This is a genomic window from Kitasatospora sp. NRRL B-11411, assembly GCF_000721345.1.
GTDB lineage: Bacteria > Actinomycetota > Actinomycetes > Streptomycetales > Streptomycetaceae > Kitasatospora > Kitasatospora cineracea.
This window is the reverse complement of sequence record NZ_JOGH01000015.1, coordinates 16,328-35,517: the sequence shown is the minus strand read 5'-3', so window position 1 is coordinate 35,517 and position 19,190 is coordinate 16,328. Positions and strand designations below refer to the sequence as shown.

General features: G+C 72.2%; 18 protein-coding genes and 1 pseudogene. 2 read left to right on the top strand and 17 right to left on the bottom strand.

Going from position 1 to position 19,190, the window contains the following annotated elements; translation table 11 throughout:
* Nucleotides 1-155: 155 nt before the first annotated feature.
* On the top strand, nt 156-908 hold the full coding sequence (locus IH44_RS0110210; RefSeq protein ID WP_030459132.1) for a peptidylprolyl isomerase: 753 nt from the start codon (nt 156-158) through the stop codon (nt 906-908).
* Between the two features lie 207 nt (nt 909-1,115).
* Entirely contained in the window at nt 1,116-2,345 is a 1,230-nt protein-coding gene (locus IH44_RS0110205) for a DUF349 domain-containing protein (RefSeq protein WP_030459131.1), read from the top strand.
* A gap of 63 nt (nt 2,346-2,408) precedes the next feature.
* Here IH44_RS0110205 and IH44_RS0110200 read toward each other — a convergent pair whose 3' ends face one another.
* The 17 genes and pseudogenes from IH44_RS0110200 to pgsA all read right to left on the bottom strand — a co-directional run bounded on the left by IH44_RS0110200 (nt 2,409) and on the right by pgsA (nt 18,938).
* Nucleotides 2,409-3,200 (bottom strand): hypothetical protein, encoded by a 792-nt coding sequence (locus tag IH44_RS0110200; protein ID WP_157852250.1) that lies wholly within the window; start codon nt 3,198-3,200, stop codon nt 2,409-2,411.
* A 100-nt stretch (nt 3,201-3,300) separates the two neighbouring features.
* On the bottom strand, nt 3,301-5,592 hold the full coding sequence (locus tag IH44_RS0110195) for a bifunctional (p)ppGpp synthetase/guanosine-3',5'-bis(diphosphate) 3'-pyrophosphohydrolase (RefSeq protein ID WP_030459129.1): 2,292 nt from the start codon (nt 5,590-5,592) through the stop codon (nt 3,301-3,303).
* A gap of 188 nt (nt 5,593-5,780) precedes the next feature.
* Entirely contained in the window at nt 5,781-6,335 is a 555-nt protein-coding gene (locus IH44_RS0110190; protein ID WP_030459128.1) for an adenine phosphoribosyltransferase, read from the bottom strand.
* Between the two features lie 20 nt (nt 6,336-6,355).
* Nucleotides 6,356-7,477 (bottom strand): protein translocase subunit SecF, encoded by a 1,122-nt coding sequence (gene secF / locus IH44_RS0110185; protein WP_030459127.1) that lies wholly within the window; start codon nt 7,475-7,477, stop codon nt 6,356-6,358.
* Nucleotides 7,478-7,480: 3 nt separating this feature from the next.
* A complete protein-coding gene (secD, locus tag IH44_RS0110180) occupies nt 7,481-9,253 on the bottom strand; it encodes a protein translocase subunit SecD (RefSeq protein ID WP_030459126.1) in 1,773 nt (590 codons plus the stop codon).
* 147 nt (nt 9,254-9,400) lie between these two features.
* Complete coding sequence (gene yajC / locus IH44_RS40830; RefSeq protein ID WP_107066505.1) at nt 9,401-9,805, bottom strand: preprotein translocase subunit YajC; 405 nt, start codon at nt 9,803-9,805, stop codon at nt 9,401-9,403.
* A gap of 184 nt (nt 9,806-9,989) precedes the next feature.
* Nucleotides 9,990-11,087: a Holliday junction branch migration DNA helicase RuvB gene (gene ruvB / locus IH44_RS0110170; protein WP_030459124.1), complete on the bottom strand. Its 1,098-nt coding sequence runs from the start codon at nt 11,085-11,087 to the stop codon at nt 9,990-9,992.
* Nucleotides 11,088-11,167: 80 nt separating this feature from the next.
* Nucleotides 11,168-11,779 carry a Holliday junction branch migration protein RuvA gene (gene ruvA, locus IH44_RS0110165; RefSeq protein ID WP_030459123.1) on the bottom strand — a complete coding sequence of 204 codons (612 nt, stop codon included), beginning with the start codon at nt 11,777-11,779 and terminating at the stop codon, nt 11,168-11,170.
* Nucleotides 11,780-12,000: 221 nt separating this feature from the next.
* Nucleotides 12,001-12,519, bottom strand: a pseudogene (gene ruvC / locus IH44_RS0110160) (crossover junction endodeoxyribonuclease RuvC); the annotation flags it as partial.
* 112 nt (nt 12,520-12,631) lie between these two features.
* On the bottom strand, nt 12,632-13,387 hold the full coding sequence (locus IH44_RS0110155) for a YebC/PmpR family DNA-binding transcriptional regulator (RefSeq protein WP_030459121.1): 756 nt from the start codon (nt 13,385-13,387) through the stop codon (nt 12,632-12,634).
* 98 nt (nt 13,388-13,485) lie between these two features.
* Entirely contained in the window at nt 13,486-14,097 is a 612-nt protein-coding gene (gene pdxT / locus IH44_RS0110150) for a pyridoxal 5'-phosphate synthase glutaminase subunit PdxT (RefSeq protein ID WP_030459120.1), read from the bottom strand.
* 98 nt (nt 14,098-14,195) lie between these two features.
* On the bottom strand, nt 14,196-15,107 hold the full coding sequence (gene pdxS / locus IH44_RS0110145; protein ID WP_030459119.1) for a pyridoxal 5'-phosphate synthase lyase subunit PdxS: 912 nt from the start codon (nt 15,105-15,107) through the stop codon (nt 14,196-14,198).
* Between the two features lie 146 nt (nt 15,108-15,253).
* On the bottom strand, nt 15,254-15,799 hold the full coding sequence (locus IH44_RS0110140; RefSeq protein ID WP_030459118.1) for a hypothetical protein: 546 nt from the start codon (nt 15,797-15,799) through the stop codon (nt 15,254-15,256).
* Nucleotides 15,800-15,818: 19 nt separating this feature from the next.
* Nucleotides 15,819-16,181 (bottom strand): tautomerase family protein, encoded by a 363-nt coding sequence (locus tag IH44_RS0110135; RefSeq protein WP_030459117.1) that lies wholly within the window; start codon nt 16,179-16,181, stop codon nt 15,819-15,821.
* A 29-nt stretch (nt 16,182-16,210) separates the two neighbouring features.
* Nucleotides 16,211-17,383, bottom strand: coding sequence for a glycosyltransferase family 4 protein (locus IH44_RS0110130; RefSeq protein ID WP_030459116.1), 1,173 nt, complete (start codon nt 17,381-17,383; stop codon nt 16,211-16,213).
* A complete protein-coding gene (locus tag IH44_RS0110125; protein ID WP_030459115.1) occupies nt 17,380-18,285 on the bottom strand; it encodes a phosphatidylinositol mannoside acyltransferase in 906 nt (301 codons plus the stop codon). The genes IH44_RS0110130 and IH44_RS0110125 overlap by 4 nt, the downstream gene beginning before the upstream one ends.
* On the bottom strand, nt 18,282-18,938 hold the full coding sequence (gene pgsA, locus IH44_RS0110120) for a phosphatidylinositol phosphate synthase (protein WP_030459114.1): 657 nt from the start codon (nt 18,936-18,938) through the stop codon (nt 18,282-18,284). The genes IH44_RS0110125 and pgsA overlap by 4 nt, the downstream gene beginning before the upstream one ends.
* Nucleotides 18,939-19,190: the final 252 nt, after the last annotated feature.

Below are 19,190 nucleotides of genomic sequence, written 5' to 3'. Positions count from 1 at the left end.
GGCGAACCGGTTGTCCGGTGCGTTCAGACCTTTCTCATCTCGCGCTGATCCCGTCCTGACGCGCGGGGTCCTTACACTGGCCGCCGACGGATGCGATGATCCGTGCACGCCAGCTCAACTCCCCCCACGTCGACACAGTCCAGGAGACACCCCCGGTGGTCAGCAGCGAACAGCGGCGGCGGCAGCTCGCCCGTGAGAAGTACGAGCGCCAGATGCAGGCGCGCGCCGAGGCGGCGGCCAAGCGCAAGCAGCGCAACGCGATCGTCGCGGGGATCCTGGCCGTCGTGGTGGTCGGCGGTGTCGCCACCGTGGCCTCCGGCGTGTTCGACTCGGACAAGAAGAAGGACACCAAGACGGCCTCCGCCGCGCCGTCCCCGTCCGCCACCGGCAAGCAGTGGGCCGCCGAGCCGGCCATGTCGATCGACGCGGCCGCCAAGTACACCGCGAAGATCGAGACCTCGCAGGGCGAGGTGACCCTGGCGCTGGACGCGGCGAAGGCGCCGCACACCGTCAACTCCTTCGTGTTCCTGGCCGGTCAGCAGTTCTGGGACAACACCAAGTGCCACCGCCTCACCACGGAGGGCATCTACGTCCTGCAGTGCGGCGACCCGACCGGCACCGGCCGGGGCGGCCCGGGCTACCAGTTCGCCGACGAGAACCTGGAGGGCGCGACCTACCCCGCGGGCACCGTGGCGATGGCCAACTCCGGCGCGAACACCAACGGCAGCCAGTTCTTCCTGGTCTACAAGGACACCCAACTGCCCCCCAGCTACACCCCGTTCGGCAAGATCACCGGCGGCCTCGACGTGCTGCAGAAGATCGCCGCCGGCGGCGCCGAGGGAACCGGCGGCGACGGCGCCCCCAAGCTCCCGGTCAACGTCACGAGCATCACCACCGCCAAGGGCTGACCCGCCGCGAAAATCGACCGGCGCCGGATGCGGACAGCACCGGCGCTGGTCGCCTATGTTGCTGTTGTATAGGGTGCCCTGACCGTCGGCCGTCACCCTCGGCGCAACACCACGACGGCTCGGGACGGCGGGCTCCATCGGTCCGCCGCACATCAACTGTGGACGACGCTCCCGCCCGTGGGCGTGGCGTCATGTGGAGGAGGCGCTGTGAGCAGCGACCCGTGGGGCCGTGTCGACGAGCAGGGGAACGTCTACGTGAGGACGGCCGACGGCGAACGCCAGGTCGGCTCCTGGCAGGCCGGCTCCCCCGAGGAGGCCCTCGCCTACTTCGAGCGCAAGTTCCAGGGCCTGGAGGCGGAGACCTCCCTCCTGGAGCACCGGGTGCGCAAGACCGATCTGGCCGCCAAGGAGGCGCAGACCGCGCTGGAGCACCTGCGCGCGCAGGTCACCGAGGCGCACGCGGTCGGCGACCTGGCCGCCCTGGCCGCCCGCCTGGACACCCTGGCCGGCGAGATCGAGACCCGGCAGGGCGAGCGCAAGGCCGCCCGGGCGAAGGCCCAGGAGGAGACCCGCGCCGCCAAGGAGGCGCTGGTCGCCGAGGCCGAGCAGCTCGCCGAGTCCAACCAGTGGCGGGAGGCCGGCGACCGGCTGCGCGCCCTGGTCGACAACTGGAAGGCGCTGCCGCGCCTGGACCGCAAGAGCGACGACGAGCTGTGGCACCGCTTCTCGCACGCCCGCTCGGTGTTCTCCAAGCACCGCAAGTCGCACTTCGCGGCGCTCGACTCGGAGCGCGAGTCGGCCCGTTCGGTCAAGGAGAAGCTGGTCGCCGAGGCCGAGGCGCTGTCCGGCTCCACCGAGTGGGGCCCGACCGCGGCCGCCTACCGCGACCTGATGACGCAGTGGAAGGCCGCCGGCCGCGCCCAGCGGGACGCCGAGGAGGAGCTGTGGGCCCGCTTCCGCGGCGCCCAGGACGTCTTCTTCCAGGCCCGGTCCTCCGCGTTCTCCGAGCGCGACGCCGAGCAGGGCGAGAACCAGAAGGCCAAGGAGGCGCTGCTGGTCGAGGCCGAGGCGATCCTGCCGATCACCGACCTGAAGGCCGCCAAGGCCGCGCTGCGCGACATCGCCGAGCGCTGGGAGGCGATCGGCCACGTCCCGCGCGACGCCCGCCCGAAGCTGGACGGCCGGCTGAGCGCGGTGGAGCGCGCGGTCCGCGAGGCCGAGGAGGCCGAGTGGCAGCGCTCCAACCCGGAGGCCCGGGCCCGCGCCACCGGCATGACCGCGCTGCTGCAGGCCGCCGTGGACAAGCTCGAGGCCGACCTGGCCAAGGCCCGCGCCGCCGGCAACACGGCCAAGGCCGCCAAGCTGGAGACCGAGCTGGCCGGCCGCCGGGCGCTGCTCGACCAGGCGCAGAAGTCGCTCCAGGAGTTCACCTCCTGAGCTCCGGCAACGCCCGCGCGAAGGGCCCCCGCCGCACGGTGGGGGCCCTTCGCGCGTTCCGCTTCACACCACCGAGGTCGAGGAGGACGGCTGCTGCAGCTGGTCCAGGTCGAGGCTCTGGTCGGGCCCGGGGGTGGCGCTGGGCACCGGGGTGCCGAAGTCGCTGAACTCGACCGCCCCGGTGTCCTTGGCGAGCTTCAGCGGCACCGGCTCGCCGGTGGTGGCCACGTACAGGGTGCCGGTGCCGGTGCTGGAGGTGTTGGTCAGGGTGAGCGCGGGGCGGCCCTGCACGTTCTCCTCGCCGCCCTTGGCCAGGCCGCTCTTGCCGGTGCCGAGCTGGTCGGCCAGCGCGGTCAGGTCGCACAGGCTGCCGATCTCGCCGAAGTCCGGGTTGTCGCTGGTGGTCTTCAGGTAGCGGTCGCCGACCAGTTGGGCCATCGCCGGGCCGCCGTGGGTCTGCCAGAACTCCTGGTCCGGTTTGACCCACAGCTGCTGCCCGGACTTCACCACCTGGAAGCTGCCGACGCCGCCCTGGCTGAGCGTGCCGGTGCAGTCGCCGGTGGTGTCCAGCCGCAGGTCCATGGTGATCTGGCCGCCCTCGCTGCCGACGGTGCCCGCCGCCCGGACCGCGCCGGCGTCCTTGAGCGCCTGCACGGCCCGTTGCAGCACCTGGTCGGCGGACTGCCCGGCCACCCCGTTGTCGGCGGCCGCGGAGGCCGCCGCCGCGGACGCCGACACCGGGCTGCCGGTGCCGCTCGCCGCCGGGCTGCCGGTGCTCCCGGAGCCGCCCGAGCCGCTGCCGCAGCCGGCCGCCAGCGCCGCGGCCGCCGCCGCGCCGGCCACTGCCGTCCTCATCCGTATCCCGTGCACGGTGCCTCCCGGAAAGCCGACCGCCCCCACCCGGCCAGTGTCGGCGGGGCGGGCGCGGTCGGCGACCGGGGGGAGGGCCGCGGGCCTACTTGTTGCGGGCCGAGGTGACCCGGTACACGTCGTACACGCCCTCGACGCCGCGCACCGCCTTGAGCACGTGCCCCAGGTGCTTGGGGTCGCCCATCTCGAAGGTGAACCGGCTCATCGCCACCCGGTCGCGGGAGGTCTGGACGGCCGCCGACAGGATGTTGACGTGCTGGTCGGAGAGCACCCGGGTGACGTCGGAGAGCAGCCGGGAGCGGTCCAGCGCCTCGACCTGGATGGCGACCAGGAACACCGAGGACTGGGTGGCCGCCCACTCGACGTCGATCATCCGCTCGGGCTGCTGCTGCAGGGACTCCACGTTGACGCAGTCCGCACGGTGCACCGAGACGCCGTTGCCGCGGGTGATGAAGCCGACGATCGGGTCGCCGGGCACCGGCGTGCAGCAGCGCGCCAGCTTCACCCACACGTCGTCGACGCCCTTGACGATGACGCCCGGGTCGCCCTTGGCCCGGCGGCGCATCGCGCGCGGCTGGTGCGAGGGGGTGGCGGTCTCGGCGAGGTCCTCGACCGCGCCCTCCTCGCCGCCCATCGCCTGGACCAGCTTCTGCACGATGGCCTGCGCGGCGACGTGGCCCTCACCGATCGCCGCGTACAGCGAGGAGATGTCCGGGTAGCGCATCTCGTGGGCCAGGGTGACCAGCGAGTCCCCGGTGAGGATCCGCTGGATCGGCAGGCCCTGCTTGCGCATCGCCCGGGCGATCGACTCCTTGCCCTGCTCGATCGCCTCCTCGCGGCGCTCCTTGGAGAACCAGGCGCGGATCTTGTTGCGGGCCCGGGGCGACTTGACGAAGCTCAGCCAGTCCCGGGACGGGCCGGCGTTCTCCGCCTTGGAGGTGAACACCTCGACGGTGTCGCCGTTCTCCAGCGTCGACTCCAGCGGCACCAGCCGGCCGTTGACCCGGGCGCCGATGCACCGGCAGCCGACCTCGGTGTGCACCGCGAACGCGAAGTCCACCGGGGTGGCCTGCGCGGGCAGCGCTATCACGTCGCCCTTCGGGGTGAAGACGAACACCTCGTTGGTGGACAGGTCGAAGCGCAGCGACTCCAGGAACTCGCTCGGGTCCTCGGTCTCCTTCTGCCAGTCCAGCAGCTGCCGCAGCCAGGCCATCTCGTTGACCGCGTCGGCCTTGTCGTGCTGCCGCCCGTGGGTGGGCGTGTCGGTGCGCACCTTGGAGGCGCCGGCCACCGCGCGCTGCTTGTACTTCCAGTGCGCGGCGATGCCGTACTCGGCCCGGCGGTGCATGTCGAAGGTGCGGATCTGCAGCTCGACCGGCTTGCCCCCGGGGCCGATCACCGTGGTGTGCAGCGACTGGTACATGTTGAACTTGGGCATCGCGATGTAGTCCTTGAACCGCCCCGGCACCGGGTTCCACCGCGCGTGGATGGTGCCCAGCGCCGCGTAGCAGTCGCGGACGGTGTCGACCAGGACCCGGATGCCCACCAGGTCGTAGATCTCGGCGAAGTCCCGGCCCCGGACGATCATCTTCTGGTAGACCGAGTAGTAGTGCTTGGGCCGGCCGGTCACCTGCGCGGTGATCCGGGCCCCGCGCAGGTCGCCCTGCACCTGGTCGATCACGGTGGCCAGGTACTCGTCGCGCTTGGGGGCGCGCTCGGCCACCAGCCGGACGATCTCGTCGTACATCTTGGGGTAGAGGATGGCGAAGGCCAGGTCCTCCAGCTCCCACTTGATGGTGTTCATGCCCAGCCGGTGCGCCAGCGGGGCGTAGATCTCCAGCGTCTCGCGGGCCTTCTTCTCCTGCTTCTCCCGCTTCAGGTAGCGCATGGTGCGCATGTTGTGCAGCCGGTCGGCGAGCTTGATCACCAGCACCCGCGGGTCCTTGGCCATCGCCACGACCATCTTGCGGACGGTCTCCGCCTGCGCGGCCTCGCCGAACTTGACCCGGTCCAGCTTGGTCACGCCGTCGACCAGCAGCGCCACCGAGTCGCCGAAGTCCTGCCGGAGCGTCTCCAGCCCGTAGTCGGTGTCCTCGACGGTGTCGTGCAGCAGCCCGGCCATCAGGGTCGGCGCGTCCATCCCCAGCTCGGCCAGGATGGTGGCCACCGCCAGCGGGTGGGTGATGTACGGGTCGCCGCTCTTGCGCTTCTGCCCGCGGTGCCACTTCTCCGCGACGGCGTACGCCCGCTCGATGTCCTTCAGCAGCCCCGGGTCGGCCTTGGGGTCGTTGGCCCGGATCGTCCGGAACAGCGGTTCCAGCACCGGGTTGACCATCGAACTGCGCTGTCCGCCCAGCCGCGCAAGCCGAGCCCGCATCCCGCCCTGCGAGGAACGGGAACTGGCGGCAGCGGCCGTGGGCACAACCTCGTCGGGCAAGGACACTCCTACGTCGGATCAACCTTCATCGTACCGACAGCGCACCCCCGCGCGGTGGCGCGCCCGCCTCGAACAGGAAGCCGCCCGGGAACGGTCGTGTTCCCGGGCGGCTCTCGAACAGCGCGGCGTCACACCACGACGAGCGTCTCCAGCGGTGCGCCGTGCAGGTGCGCGGCGAGCTTCGCGCGCCCCGTCAGGAAGCCGAGCTCCATCAGCACGACCACGCCGACCAGTTGGGCCCCGGCCTCCTGGACCAGGTCCAGCGAGGCGGCGATCGTCCCGCCGGTGGCCAGCACGTCGTCCACCACCAGGACCTTCTCGCCGGGCTCGAACGCGTCGCACTGCACCTCCAGCGTCGCCGACCCGTACTCGAGGTCGTACGAGCGGGCGAACACCTCGCCGGGCAGCTTGCCCTTCTTGCGGATCGGGACGAACCCGAGCCCGGCCGCGAACGCGGCCGGTGCGGCGAGCACGAACCCCCGCGCCTCCAGCCCGACCACCTTGGTGGCGCCGAGCTCCCGCGCCCGCTCGGCCAGCGCCCGGGTCAGCGCGCCGAACGCCTCGGCGTCGGCGAGCAGGGGGGCGATGTCCTTGAACAGGACGCCCGGCTTCGGGTAGTCCTGCACGTCCCGGATCCGGCTGTTGAGCAGCTCGGACAGGGCGGGGTCGGTGGTGGAGGTCACGGGGGTTCCTTCGCGGAGGGTCAGCGCTTGCCGGACGGCCGTCCCTTGCCTCGGGAGCGGCTGGTCGGCTGGTTACGCTGTCCGACCATACCGGCCGGGACCTCGTCGCCGTCGTCCTCCCCGCCGTCGAACTCCTCACCCTCGGCGTCCCGGCCCCGGCCCTCGGCCGCGGCCTTGGCCTCCGAGGCGCGCCGCTGGGCGACCCGCTTGGCCAGCGCCTTCATGTCCGGGGCCTGCTCCTTGAGCTGCGCGAGCAGCGGGGTGGCCACGCAGATGGAGGAGTAGGCACCGGCCGCGAGGCCGATGAACAGGGCCAGCGAGATGTCGTTCAGGGTGCCGGCGCCGAGCAGGCCGCCGCCGATGAACAGCAGCGCGGAGACCGGCAGCAGGGCCACCACCGTGGTGTTGATGGAACGCACCAGGGTCTGGTTGAGGCCGTGGTTGGCGGCCTCGCTGTAGGTCCGGCGGGACTGCTTGGTGATGCCCCGGGTGTTCTCCTTCACGGTGTCGAAGACGACGACCGTGTCGTAGAGCGAGTAGCCGAGGATGGTCAGGAAGCCGATCACGGTGCCCGGGGTGACCTCGAAGCCGACCAGGGCGTAGACGCCGATGGTGATCAGGAGGTCGTGGATCAGGGCGACCAGGGCGGCCACCGCCATCCGCCACTCGAAGGCGATCGCCATGTAGACGGTGACCAGCACCATGAAGACGATCAGACCGGTCAGCGCCTTCTTGGAGATGTCGGCACCCCAGGAGGGGCCGATCACCTGGGCGTTGATGTCCTGCTCCTGGACGCCGACCGCCTGCGAGAACTCCTTGGTGAAGGTCGCCGCCGGGATCGACTCCTGGGCGCTGACCTGGACCCGGACGTCACCCTTGTCCGTGGTCTGCACCAGCGCGGTGTTGGAGCCGATGATCTTGTCGGCGGTCTCCTTCGCCTGGGAGGCCGAGAGACCGGGCTTGTGCACGGTGTAGACCGAGCCGCCCTTGAACTCGATGCCCAGGTGCAGGCCCATGGCCAGGCCGACGGCGGCCACCAGGACGATCACCGCCGAGATCGAGTACCAGATCTTCCGCTTGCCGACGAAGTCGAAGGAGACCTCGCCCTGGTAGAGGCGGTGACCGATGTTGCGGAGCGACATGGGTCAGACCTCCTGGGTGGTGGTGGAACGGCGGCGGGAGCCGCGGATCGGCGGACGGGCGCCGAGCCGCTTCGGGTCCAGGCCGGACATCGGGTGGCCGCCGGCGAAGAACTTCGTGCGGGCGAGCAGGCTGATCAGCGGCTTGGTGAACAGGAAGATCACCACGACGTCGAGCAGGGTGGTCAGGCCCAGCGTGAAGGCGAAGCCCTGGACCTTGCCGACCGACACCAGGTACAGCACCGCGGCACACAGGAAGGAGACGAAGTCCGACACCAGGATGGTGCGCCGGGCCCGCGGCCAGGCCCGCTGCACGGCGGCCCGCAGCTGGGCGCCCTCGCGGACCTCGTCCCGGATCCGTTCGAAGTACACGATGAAGGAGTCCGCGGTGATGCCGATCGCCACGATCGCGCCGCAGACCGCGGGCAGGTTCAGCGCGAAGCCGATGCCCGCGCCCAGCAGGCTCATGATCGACCAGGTCAGGACCGCCGAGACGACCAGGCCGGCGATCGAGATCAGGCCCAGGCCGCGGTAGTAGACCAGCGAGTACGCGACCACCAGCACCATGCCGATCAGACCGGCGATCAGGCCGGCCTTCAGCTGCTCGGAGCCGAGCTGCGGGGAGACGGTGGTGACGTCGCTCTTGACGAAGTCCAGCGGGAGCGCGCCGTAGCTCAGCACGTTCGCCAGCGACTTGGCCTCGTCCGAGGTGAAGGTGCCGTTGATCACGGCGCTGCCGCCGGTGATCGACTCCTGCACGTACGGGTGGGAGACGACCTGGCCGTCCAGCACGATGGCGAACTGGTTGGCCGGGGTGGACTGGGTGGCCAGCTGGCCGGTGGTGGAGGCGAAGGCCTTGGAGCCGGTGTCGTTGAACGACAGGTCGACCATCCAGCCCTTGCCGGTCTGGGTGTCGTACACGGCCTGGGCCTTGGTGACGTCCGAGCCGTTCACCGCGACGCCGCCGAGCACGAACTTGTACCAGAGGCCCTGCTCCGCGTCGTACGAGCAGGCCAGGGCCGGCGCGGTCGGGTCGTTGGTCTGGTAGTTGATCCGCTGCTCCTTGACCGTGCAGTCCAGGGCGGCGTACTTCTGCTGCAGCGCGGCGGTCGCGGCGTCCGGGGTGGGCGCGGCGCTCGGGGCGGTGGCGGGCGCGGAGGCGGCGGTGCTCGGCTGGGCCGAGGCGCCGGCGCTCGCGGAGGCCGTCGGGTCGGCCTGCAGCGCGCCGGACAGCGCGCGGCCCGCCTTGCTGGCGGACGCGGACGCGGAGGCCGGGGCGGAGGCCGAGGTGGAGGCGCCCGCGGAGGCGGAGGCGCCCGCGCTCGGGGCGGTCGAGGCCGCGGCGTCCGGGGAGCCGGACGGGGTGGGCTGCTGGGCGGCCGCACCGGACGGCTCGGCGGCCAGCACCGGGCGGAAGTAGAGCTTGGCGGTGTCACCGACCTTGTCGATGGACTGCTGCGTGTTACCACCGTCGGGAATGTTGACGATGATGTTGGCATTGCCCTGGGTCTGCACCTCCGCCTCGGAGACACCCATGCCGTTGACGCGCTTCTGGATGATGCCGACCGCGGTGTTCAGATTGGTCTTGTTGATCGCGGAGGGATCGTCCGACTTTGCGGTCAGCGTGACGCTGGTGCCACCGGCGAGGTCGATACCGAGACGGGGCTTGGTGTTGCCCGTCCCGAACATGAGGGCCACAAGGCCGACGGTGACCACCAGGATGAGCGCCAGCGCCCGTCCCGGGTATCCGTCGCGCGACCGCGACTTGGGTGTTGCCACCTTGCTCGTTTCTCCCTGTCCATGCCGCCCGGCGGCCGGCCCCCGGCCCCGCGCGGGCGGGGGCGGAAGGCGGCGGACGCACGACGGCCCAAGAGGTCCTGTTGGGCTTGCGGCGGATGCCGCTGGTCGAGGGTGACCCCGACCGTACTACTTGCTCTCGGGAGCCTCGGCGTCGACCTTCGCCTCGTCCTTCGCCTCGTCCTTGGACAGGCTCAGCGGCTTCTCGTCGGCAGCCGCGTCGAGGGCCTCGACGGCCTCGTCGGACTCGTCCTCGGCGGGGCGGCCGTTGATGATCGCGTCGTACTCCAGCGGCTCCAGGACGGCCGCGATCGCGCCCTTGGTGTAGTGGGCCACCACACCGGGGGCGACCTCCAGCTCGACCGTCTCGTCGTTGACCGCCTTGACCAGCGCGTACATTCCGCCGATGGTGCGAACACCGGACCCCGGCTGGAGCGCGGTCTGCATGCTCTGCATCTGGGCCTGACGCTTCTTCTGCGAGCGCATCATCAGGAAGATGGCGAGGAGCGGGAGGAGGAAGATGATGAATTGCACAGCCAGGGTCCTTTGTAGGCCGCCGGTGCGGCGGCCAGTGCGTATACGTCGGCCCGTCGGGTGACTGGGGCGGTCCGGCGGAGTCTAGGCGACCCGCACTGAACGGACAACGCCAAGCATGCCAGTGTGCCGCCGAAAGTGGCGAGCCTTGGCATGCACATAAACTCCCGATAAGGCAGCGGAGTTATCCCTGGCCCTGCCCCTGGCCGTCGGCCCACAGCCCGTTCTGCTGCCCGCCCCGCGCCCCGCCCGACGCCCGCGCCGCCTGCGGCGGGGTCAGCCCCAGGTGCTGCCAGGCCGCCGCGGTGGCGACCCGCCCGCGCGGGGTGCGCGCCAGCAGGCCCTCCCGGACGAGGAAAGGTTCAGCCACCTCCTCGACCGTCTCCGCCTCCTCGCCCACCGCCACCGCCAGCGTGGACAGGCCCACCGGGCCGCCGCCGAACAGCTTCAGCAGCGCCTCCAGCACCGCCCGGTCCAGCCGGTCCAGACCGCGCGCGTCGACCTCGTAGACCTCCAGCGCCCGCGCGGCGATCTCCCGGGTCACCAGGCCGTCGTGCCGGACCTGCGCGAAATCCCTCACCCGGCGCAACAGCCGGTTGGCGATCCGCGGCGTGCCGCGCGAGCGGCCGGCGATCTCGGCCGCGCCCGCCGGGTCGATCTCCACGTCCAGCAGGCCCGCCGAACGGTGCACCACCCGCTCCAGCTCGGCCGGCACGTAGAACTCCATGTGCCCGGTGAACCCGAACCGGTCGCGCAGCGGCGGCGGCAGCAGGCCCGCCCGGGTGGTCGCGCCGACCAGCGTGAACGGCGGCAGCTCCAGCGGGATGGCGGTGGCGCCCGGGCCCTTGCCGACGATCACGTCGACCCGGAAGTCCTCCATCGCCAGGTACAGCATCTCCTCGGCGGGCCGGGACATCCGGTGGATCTCGTCGAGGAACAGCACCTCGCCCTCGGTCAGCGAGGACAGGATCGCCGCCAGGTCGCCCGCGTGCTGGATCGCCGGGCCGGAGGTGATCCGGATCGGGGCGTTCAGCTCCGCCGCGATGATCATCGACAGGGTGGTCTTGCCCAGCCCGGGCGGGCCGCTGAGCAGCACGTGGTCCGGCGCCGCCCCGCGCTTGCGGGCCGCCTGCAGCACCAGCGAGAGCTGCTCGCGCACCCGCTCCTGCCCGATGAACTCCTCCAGCAGCTTGGGGCGCAGCGCCGCCTCCACCGCCTGGTCCTCGCCGTCGGCGGACGCCGTCACCAGGCGGTCAACGGGCTCGGACTCGTACGGGCTCATCGGAAGACTGCTCCCCTTTGTCGACTTGGTGACGGATCGTCACATTGCTTCATCGTGTTTCCGGGGGATCCCGGCGGGCCTCAGCGGGCCCGGTTCAGCCCCCGCAGGGCCAGCCGCAGCAGCGCGCCGACGTCCGGCACCGGCTGCGCCTCGGCCTCCGGCGTCACCCGGGCCACCGCCTCCTCCGCCTCCCGCGGAGCGTAGCCCAGGCCCACCAGCGCGGAGTGCAGCTGCTCGTGCCAGGGCGCCGGGCCGGACGCCACCGGCTTCTGCGCCGGGACGGTGCCGTGCGGGGCACCGAGCTTGTCCTTGTACTCCAGCAGCAGCTTCGCCGCCTTCGCCTTGCCGATGCCGGGCACCGCGATCAGCGCCTTCTCGTCGCCGCCCGCCACCGCCGCCCGCAGCGCCTCCGGCGAGTGCACCCCCAGGATCGCCTGGGCCAGCTTCGGCCCCACCCCCGGCGCCGCCTGCAGCACCTCGAACGTCGCCCGCTCGTCGTCGTCCACGAACCCGAACAGCGTCAGCGAGTCCTCCCGGACCACCAGCGAGGTCGCCAGCCGGGCCACCTCCCCCACCCGCAGCGTCGCCAGCGTGGTCGGCGTGCACTGCACCGCCATCCCCACCCCCCCGACCTCCACCACGGCCACCCCGGCCCCCACCACCGCAACCGGCCCCTGCACAAAGGCGATCATGGCGTCGTTCTTTCCCTTCGGTGGTTGGACGTCGAACTGCGGTGCTGCCGGGTGCCCCGTCAGGGGCGCGGGGAACTGCGCGAGCGGCCCGGCGCCCTGCCGTACGCCGCCCTGGGTGGGGCTGCCTGCTGCTCGGGCGGATCCTGCTGCTGGGCGTCTCCCGCTTCGCGCAGTTCCCCGCGCCCCTGATTCCGCCCGGGTGCGCCGCCGTGCCAGGAACTCCCGCCCGCGCCGTGGGCCTTGATCGCCGCGGTCAGGCGGTTGGTGCTGCCGCCGCGCCAGATGTGGCAGATGGCCAGGGCGAGGGCGTCCGCGGCGTCGGCGGGCTTGGGCGGGGCGTCGAGCCGCAGCAGCCGGGTGACCATGGCGGTGACCTGCGCCTTGTCGGCCCGGCCGGAGCCGGTGACGGCGGCCTTGACCTCGCTGGGGGTGTGCAGCGTGACGGGGATGCCGCGCCTGGTCGCGCAGAGCACGGCGACCGCCGAGGCCTGCGCGGTGCCCATCACGGTGCGGACGTTGTGCTGGGCGAACACCCGCTCCACCGCGACGAGTTCGGGCCGGTACCGGTCGAGCCAGGACTCCAGGCCCTGTTCGATGGCCAGCAGCCGGGGGCCGATCTCGTCCTCCGGCGGGGTCCGCACCACGCCGACGCCGAGCATCGTCAACTGCCGCCCGGGCAGCCCTTCGACCACGCCGACGCCGCACCTGGTCAGCCCAGGGTCCACACCCAGCACTCGCACGGCCCCACCTCTCTCCGACCTGCGCAGGTTACTCCCGGCCACCGACAGGCGGCCCCGGACACGCCTCCGCCCGGCGGCCACCAGCGGGCCACCGGGCGGGGAACGGCCGGACTCAGGCGTCCAGCTCGGCCATGATCTCGTCGGAGACGTCGAAGTTGGCGAAGACGTTCTGCACGTCGTCGCTGTCCTCCAGCGCGTCGATCAGCTTGAAGATCTTGCGGGCGCCCTCGGCGTCCAGCTCGACCTGCATGCTGGGGACGAAGTTGGCGTCGGCGGAGTCGTAATCGATGCCCGCGTCGACCAGCGCGGTGCGGACCGCGACCATGTCGGTGGCCTCGGACATCACCTCGAAGGCCTCGCCCAGGTCGTTGACCTCCTCGGCGCCGGCGTCCAGCACGACGTCCAGGATCTTGTCCTCGTCCACGCCGTCGGCCTTGGGGACGATCACGACGCCCTTGCGGTTGAACAGGTAGGACACCGAGCCCGGGTCGGCCATGTTGCCGCCGTTGCGGGTCATCGCCACGCGCACGTCGGAGGCGGCGCGGTTGCGGTTGTCGGTGAGGCACTCGATCAGGACGGCCACGCCGTTGGGGCCGTAGCCCTCGTACATGATCGTCGAGTAGTCGGCGCCGCCGGCCTCCGCACCGGAGCCGCGCTTGACGGCCCGGTTGATGTTGTCGATCGGGACGGAGCTCTTCTTGGCCTTCTGGATGGCGTCGTAGAGCGTCGGGTTGCCCGCGGGGTCACCGCCGCCGGTGCGGGCCGCCACCTCGATGTTCTTGATCATCTTGGCGAAGAGCTTGCCGCGCTTGGCGTCGATCGCGGCCTTCTTGTGCTTGGTGGTAGCCCACTTAGAGTGGCCGGACATCGCCAGCTCCTTTTCGTCGCCAATGGGAAATGAACAGGGGAGATCCTACCGGTGCCGCACCGTCAGGTGGCACACGGTCACTGCGCCGCACCGGGCGCTCAGCGCCCGGCGGCCTCGACCATCCGGACGAAGTACTCGTGGACGCGGTGGTCGCCGGTCAGCTCCGGGTGGAAGGAGGTGGCCAGCAGGTTGCCCTGGCGGACCGCGACGATCCGGGCCTCCGGGCCGTCCGCGGCCGGCACCTCGGCCAGCACCTCGACGCCCGCACCGACCGCCTCGACCCAGGGGGCGCGGATGAACACGCCGGTGACCGGGTCACCGGCCAGGCCGGCGAACGGGATCGCGGTCTCGAAGGACTCGTTCTGCCGGCCGAAGGCGTTGCGGCGCACCGTCATGTCGATGCCGCCGACGCCCTCCTGGTCGTCCCGGCCGTCCAGGATCTTGTCGGCCAGCAGGATCATGCCCGCGCAGGTGCCGTACACCGGCATGCCGGCCGCGACCCGCTCGCGCAGCGGGTCCATCAGGCCGAACAGCACCGCCAGCTTGGAGATGGTGGTGGACTCGCCGCCGGGCATCACCAGCGCGTCGACCTCGGCCAGCTCCTCGGGGCGGCGCACCGGCCGGGCCAGCGCGTCGGCGGCGGCCAGCGCCACCAGGTGCTCGCGGACGTCGCCCTGCAGGGCCAGGACGCCGATGGTGGGGGTGCTCACGGTCTCACTACCTCTTCGTTCTCGAACTACAGGGCCCGGGAGCCACGCAGCGGCCCGCCGTACCGGGAACTCGCACGGCGGGCCGGACGCGTGGGTACTTACCAGCCGCGGTTGGCGTAGCGCTCGGTCTCCGGCAGGGTGTCGCAGTTGATGCCGACCATGGCCTCGCCCAGGTTGCGGGAGGCGTCCGCGATGATCTTCGGGTCGTCGAAGAAGGTGGTGGCCTTCACGATGGCGGCGGCGCGCTTGGCCGGGTCGCCCGACTTGAAGATGCCGGAGCCGACGAACACGCCCTCGGCGCCGAGCTGGCGCATCAGCGCGGCGTCGGCCGGGGTGGCCACGCCGCCGGCCGAGAACAGCACGACCGGCAGCTTGCCGAGCTCGGCGACCTCGCGGACCAGCTCGTACGGGGCGCGCAGCTCCTTGGCGGCCGCGTACAGCTCGTTGTTGTCGAAGCCGCGCAGCTTGGCGATCTCGTTCTTGATCTGGCGCAGGTGGCGGACGGCCTCCACCACGTTGCCGGTGCCGGCCTCGCCCTTGGAGCGGATCATGGCCGCGCCCTCGGCGATCCGGCGCAGCGCCTCGCCCAGGTTGGTGGCGCCGCAGACGAAGGGGGTGGTGAACGCCCACTTGTCGGAGTGGTTGACCTCGTCGGCCGGGGTGAGCACCTCGGACTCGTCGATGTAGTCGACGCCGAGCGACTGCAGCACCTGGGCCTCGACGAAGTGGCCGATCCGGGACTTGGCCATCACCGGGATGGAGACCGCGGCGATGATCTCCTCGATCATGTTCGGGTCGGACATCCGGGCCACGCCGCCGTCCTTGCGGATGTCGGCCGGAACGCGCTCCAGCGCCATGACCGCGACCGCACCGGCGTCCTCGGCGATCTTCGCCTGCTCGGCGTTGACCACGTCCATGATCACGCCGCCCTTGAGCTGCTCGGCCATGCCGCGCTTGACCCGGGCGGTGCCGACCTGGGGCTGCTCAGCGGAAGTGGGGGTGGTGGACACGTAAGACCTCACTCAGGGATGAACCGGTGCTATCGATCCATCGTAGGCCCGGCGACCCCACGACCCATGCGCCACATGGTCCAGGGCCGTCCCCGGCATACGACAATCAGGCCAGCGGCCCGGTTTCGGCAGGAAACGCTGTCAGCCTACGCGGGCGCGCCCTCGGGCGTGAGGGCCACCGGGGGCTCGTCGTCCATCTCGAAGGCCATCGGGAACGGCGCCCGCCCCGCGAGGCGGAAGTAGCGCACCAGCCGGTGCTCGCGCACCGCCCGGGCCGCCCGCACCGCGTCGTTGTGGAAGCGCCGCGCCATCGGCACCCGGCGCACCGCCTCGACCAGGTCGCGCACCGCCTCCTCGCCGCCCGGCGCCGCCCGCAGGGCGCCGACCTGCGCCGGCTCGTCCAGCACCGCCCGCAGCGCCAGGCTCAGCTCGCTCTCCGCGACCTCGCGCTGCTCGTCCTCGGCCTGCCGGGCCGCGTGCGCGGCCTCCAGCAGCAGGATCGACGCGGCCGGGTCCAGCAGCGAGGAGGTGGCCAGCTCCACCGCGACCGAGGAGCGGCGCAGCAGCTGGGCGTCCAGCGAGGCCCGGGCGGCGTCGATCCGGGCGTGCAGCCGGTCGAGCCTGCCCGCCGTCCAGCTCAGGTAGACGGCGAACAGTACGACGGCCGCAACGGCCCAGATCCAGGTAGCCACGGGGCGCTACGGTACCGGCTCAGCCCCCGAGGACCGCCGAGCGGTAGGCGAGGTGGTCCAACTCCTCGACCTGGACGGCGACCTGCACCGCTCCGGCGTCCGCCCCCAGGTACTCGGGCAGCGCCTCCACCACCGCCCCGGCCAGCGCCGCCTTGGCCTCCGCGCTGCGCCCCGGGAAGACCTCGACCCGGACCGCGACCAGCGCGAAGGTCTCGGCGTCCGCCCCGACCACGTTCTCCTCGGTGCGCCGGAACCTGGTCTTGCACTTCTCCGGCTTGGCGTCCAGCAGCTTCACCGCCAGCCGGTTCAGGGCCAGGCCGAAGCCGCGCCGGTCGAAGGAACCGGCGAGCCGGTCGGTGTAGTCGACGGTGATCAACGGCATGCGGGGCTACCTCTCGGGGCGGTGCGGGGTCATCGGCTCTGGCGCGGACGCCGGTCGGACGGTTCCAGCTCGGCCACCGGGGGCCGCCCGTGGGTGACCGTCTCGTACACCGACAGCACCTCGGCGCCGACCGTCTCCCAGTCGAAGCGCCGCACGTGCCGGGAGGCCGCCTCGCGCAGCGCCAGCAGCCGCTCCGGGCTGCCCAGCAGCTTGACCGCCGAGGCGGCCAGCGCGTCCGCGTCCTCCACCGGGAACAGCTCGCCGGCCGCGCCGCCGTCCAGCACCTGGCGGAACGCGTCCAGGTCGCTGGCCAGCACCGGGGCGCCCGCCGACATCGCCTCGACCAGGATGATGCCGAAGGACTCGCCGCCGGTGTTCGGCGCCACGTACAGGTCCACGCTGCGCAGCAGCCGGGCCTTGTCCCGGTCCGAGACCATGCCGAGGAACTCGACCCGGGCCCGCACCTCGGGCGCCAGGCCCGCCACCGCCTCCTCCTCGTCGCCCTTGCCCGCGACCAGCAGCCGCACGCCCGGGCGCTCGGCCAGGATCCGCGGCAGCGCGGCCAGCAGCGTCGGCAGGCCCTTGCGCGGCTCGTTGATCCGCCCGATGAAGCCGATCGTCCCCGGGCCACCCTCGGCCGCGCCGCCCTGCCACTTCGGCTCCGGCTCGGCGTCCGCGAAGAACCGCACGTCCACGCCGTTCGGGATCACCACCGCGTCCCCGCCCAGGTGCTCGACCAGGGTGCGCCGGGCGTACTCGGACACCGCGATCCGGCCCGACATCTTCTCCAGGCCCGGCTGCAGGATCGGCGAGGCCGCGATCATCGCCCGCGAGCGCGGGTTCGAGGTGTGGAACGTCCCCACCATCGGCCCGGTCGCCGCCCACGCCGCCAGCATCGACAGCGACGGCGAGTTCGGCTCGTGCACGTGCAGCACGTCGAACCGGCCCTCGCGCAGCCAGCGCCGCACCCGGGCCGCCGACAGGATGCCGAAGCTCAGCCGCGCCACCGACCCGTTGTACGGCACCGCCACCGCCCGCCCCGCCGAGACCACGTACGGCGGCAGCGCCTCCTCGTCCTCCGCCGGGGCCAGCACCGACACCTCGTGCCCCAGCCGGATCAGGTGCTCCGCCAGGTCCCGGATGTGGAACTGCACCCCGCCGGGCACGTCCCAGTCGTACGGGCACACCACGCCGATCCTCACGACGCCTCCCGACGGGGCGTCAGGTCGGCCAGCCACAGCTTCTGCAGCATGTGCCAGTCCACCGAGTGCTCGCGGATCGCCTCCGCCCACACGTCCGCCATCGCCTGGGTCATCGCCGCGGCCTGCTCCTGCCGGGTGCCCTCGCCGGACGGCACCACCTCGGGGTGCACCTCGGCCCGCAGCATCGCCCCGTCGTACCAGAGCGACACCGGGAACAGCGCCGCCCCCGTCCGCTGGGCCAGCGCCGCCGGACCGGCCGGCATCCGGGTCGGCTCGCCGAAGAAGTCCACCTGGATCCCGGCCTCCGAGAGGTCCCGGTCGCCCACCAGGCACACCAGCTTGCCCTCGCGCAGCCGCCGAGCCAGCGTCCCCACCACCGAGACCTGGGAGCCGGTCAGCGCCAGCACCTCCATCCCCAGGCTCTCCCGGTAGGCCACGAACCGGTCGAACAGCGACTCCGGCTTCAGCCGCTCCGCGACCGTGGTGAACGGGAACCCGCCCGCCGAGGCGATCCACGCCCCCGCCAGGTCCCAGTTCGCCATGTGCGGCAGCGCCAGCACCGCGCCCCGCCCGGCCGCCATCGCCTCGTTCAGCTGCTCCAGGTTCTTCACCGTTATGGCACCGGCGATCCGCTCCCGGCTCCAGGTCGGCAGCCGGAACGACTCCCGCCAGTACCGCAGGTACGAACGCATCCCGGCCCGGGACAGCTCCCGCAGCCGCACCGCGTCCGCGTCCGGGTGGACCCGCGACAGGTTGGCCTCCAGCTGCCGCACCCCCTTGCCCTGCCGCCGCCACGCCACGTCGGCGATGGTGTCGAACAGGCCGCGGGCCACCGGCTCGGGCAGGTGCTTGAGCCCCGCCCACCCGGCCGCGTACGCGGCGTCGACCAACCGTTCCCTCACTTGACCCCCTCGGCGGCGGCCGCCGCCTCCAGCTCCGCCGACTCCCGGCGCACCGTCAGCATCCGCTGCGCCACCGTCACCAGGCTGCCCGCCGCGACCGCCCACAGGGCGACCGGCAGCAGCCACTCGACGTACGGCACCCCGAACTTGTGCAGGCCCGCGAACCCGGCCGCGGTCAGGCTGATCACCAGCCGCTCGGCCCGTTCCACCAGGCCCGAGACGTTCACCGGGAAGCCCAGCGACTCGCCGCGCGCCTTGGTGTACGACACCACCTGGCCGCTGGCCAGGCAGAAGACCGACACCGCGCACAGCAGGTCGTTGTTCCCGCCCCCGGCGTACCACATCGCCAGACCGCCGAAGATCGCCGCGTCGGCGACCCGGTCCAGCGTCGAGTCCAGGAACGCGCCCCACTTGCTGGAGCGGCCCGCCTGGCGGGCCATGTTGCCGTCCACCAGGTCGGAGAAGATGAACAGCGTGACGGTGATCACGCCCCAGAAGAACTCCCCGCGCGGGAAGAACACCAGCGCGCCGGCCACCGACCCGGCCGTACCGATCAGCGTGACCGCGTCCGGACTGACACCCCACCGCAGCAGCATCGCGGCGAACGGGGTGAGGACACGTGTGAAGAAGGCACGCGCGTACTTGTTGAGCATGGCCTTCCGGTCCGCTCCGCTCCTCGGATTGGCACCCGCGAGCAGCCAGGCCCTGTCCGGTCGATCCTGCCGGGCGCACGACGCCGGGCATCCCGCCTGGCCGCACGTCCGAACCACCCAAGTACATCCAGTACGAGGGCGGCTCGGGCGCACGCCCAGCCGGGCGCCCAACGCCGCGCGCTGGTCCGACAGGATCGACCGGACAGGACCTTGCCCGCCGGGCGGCCGCGCGAATGGACCCGCCCGGCCGGA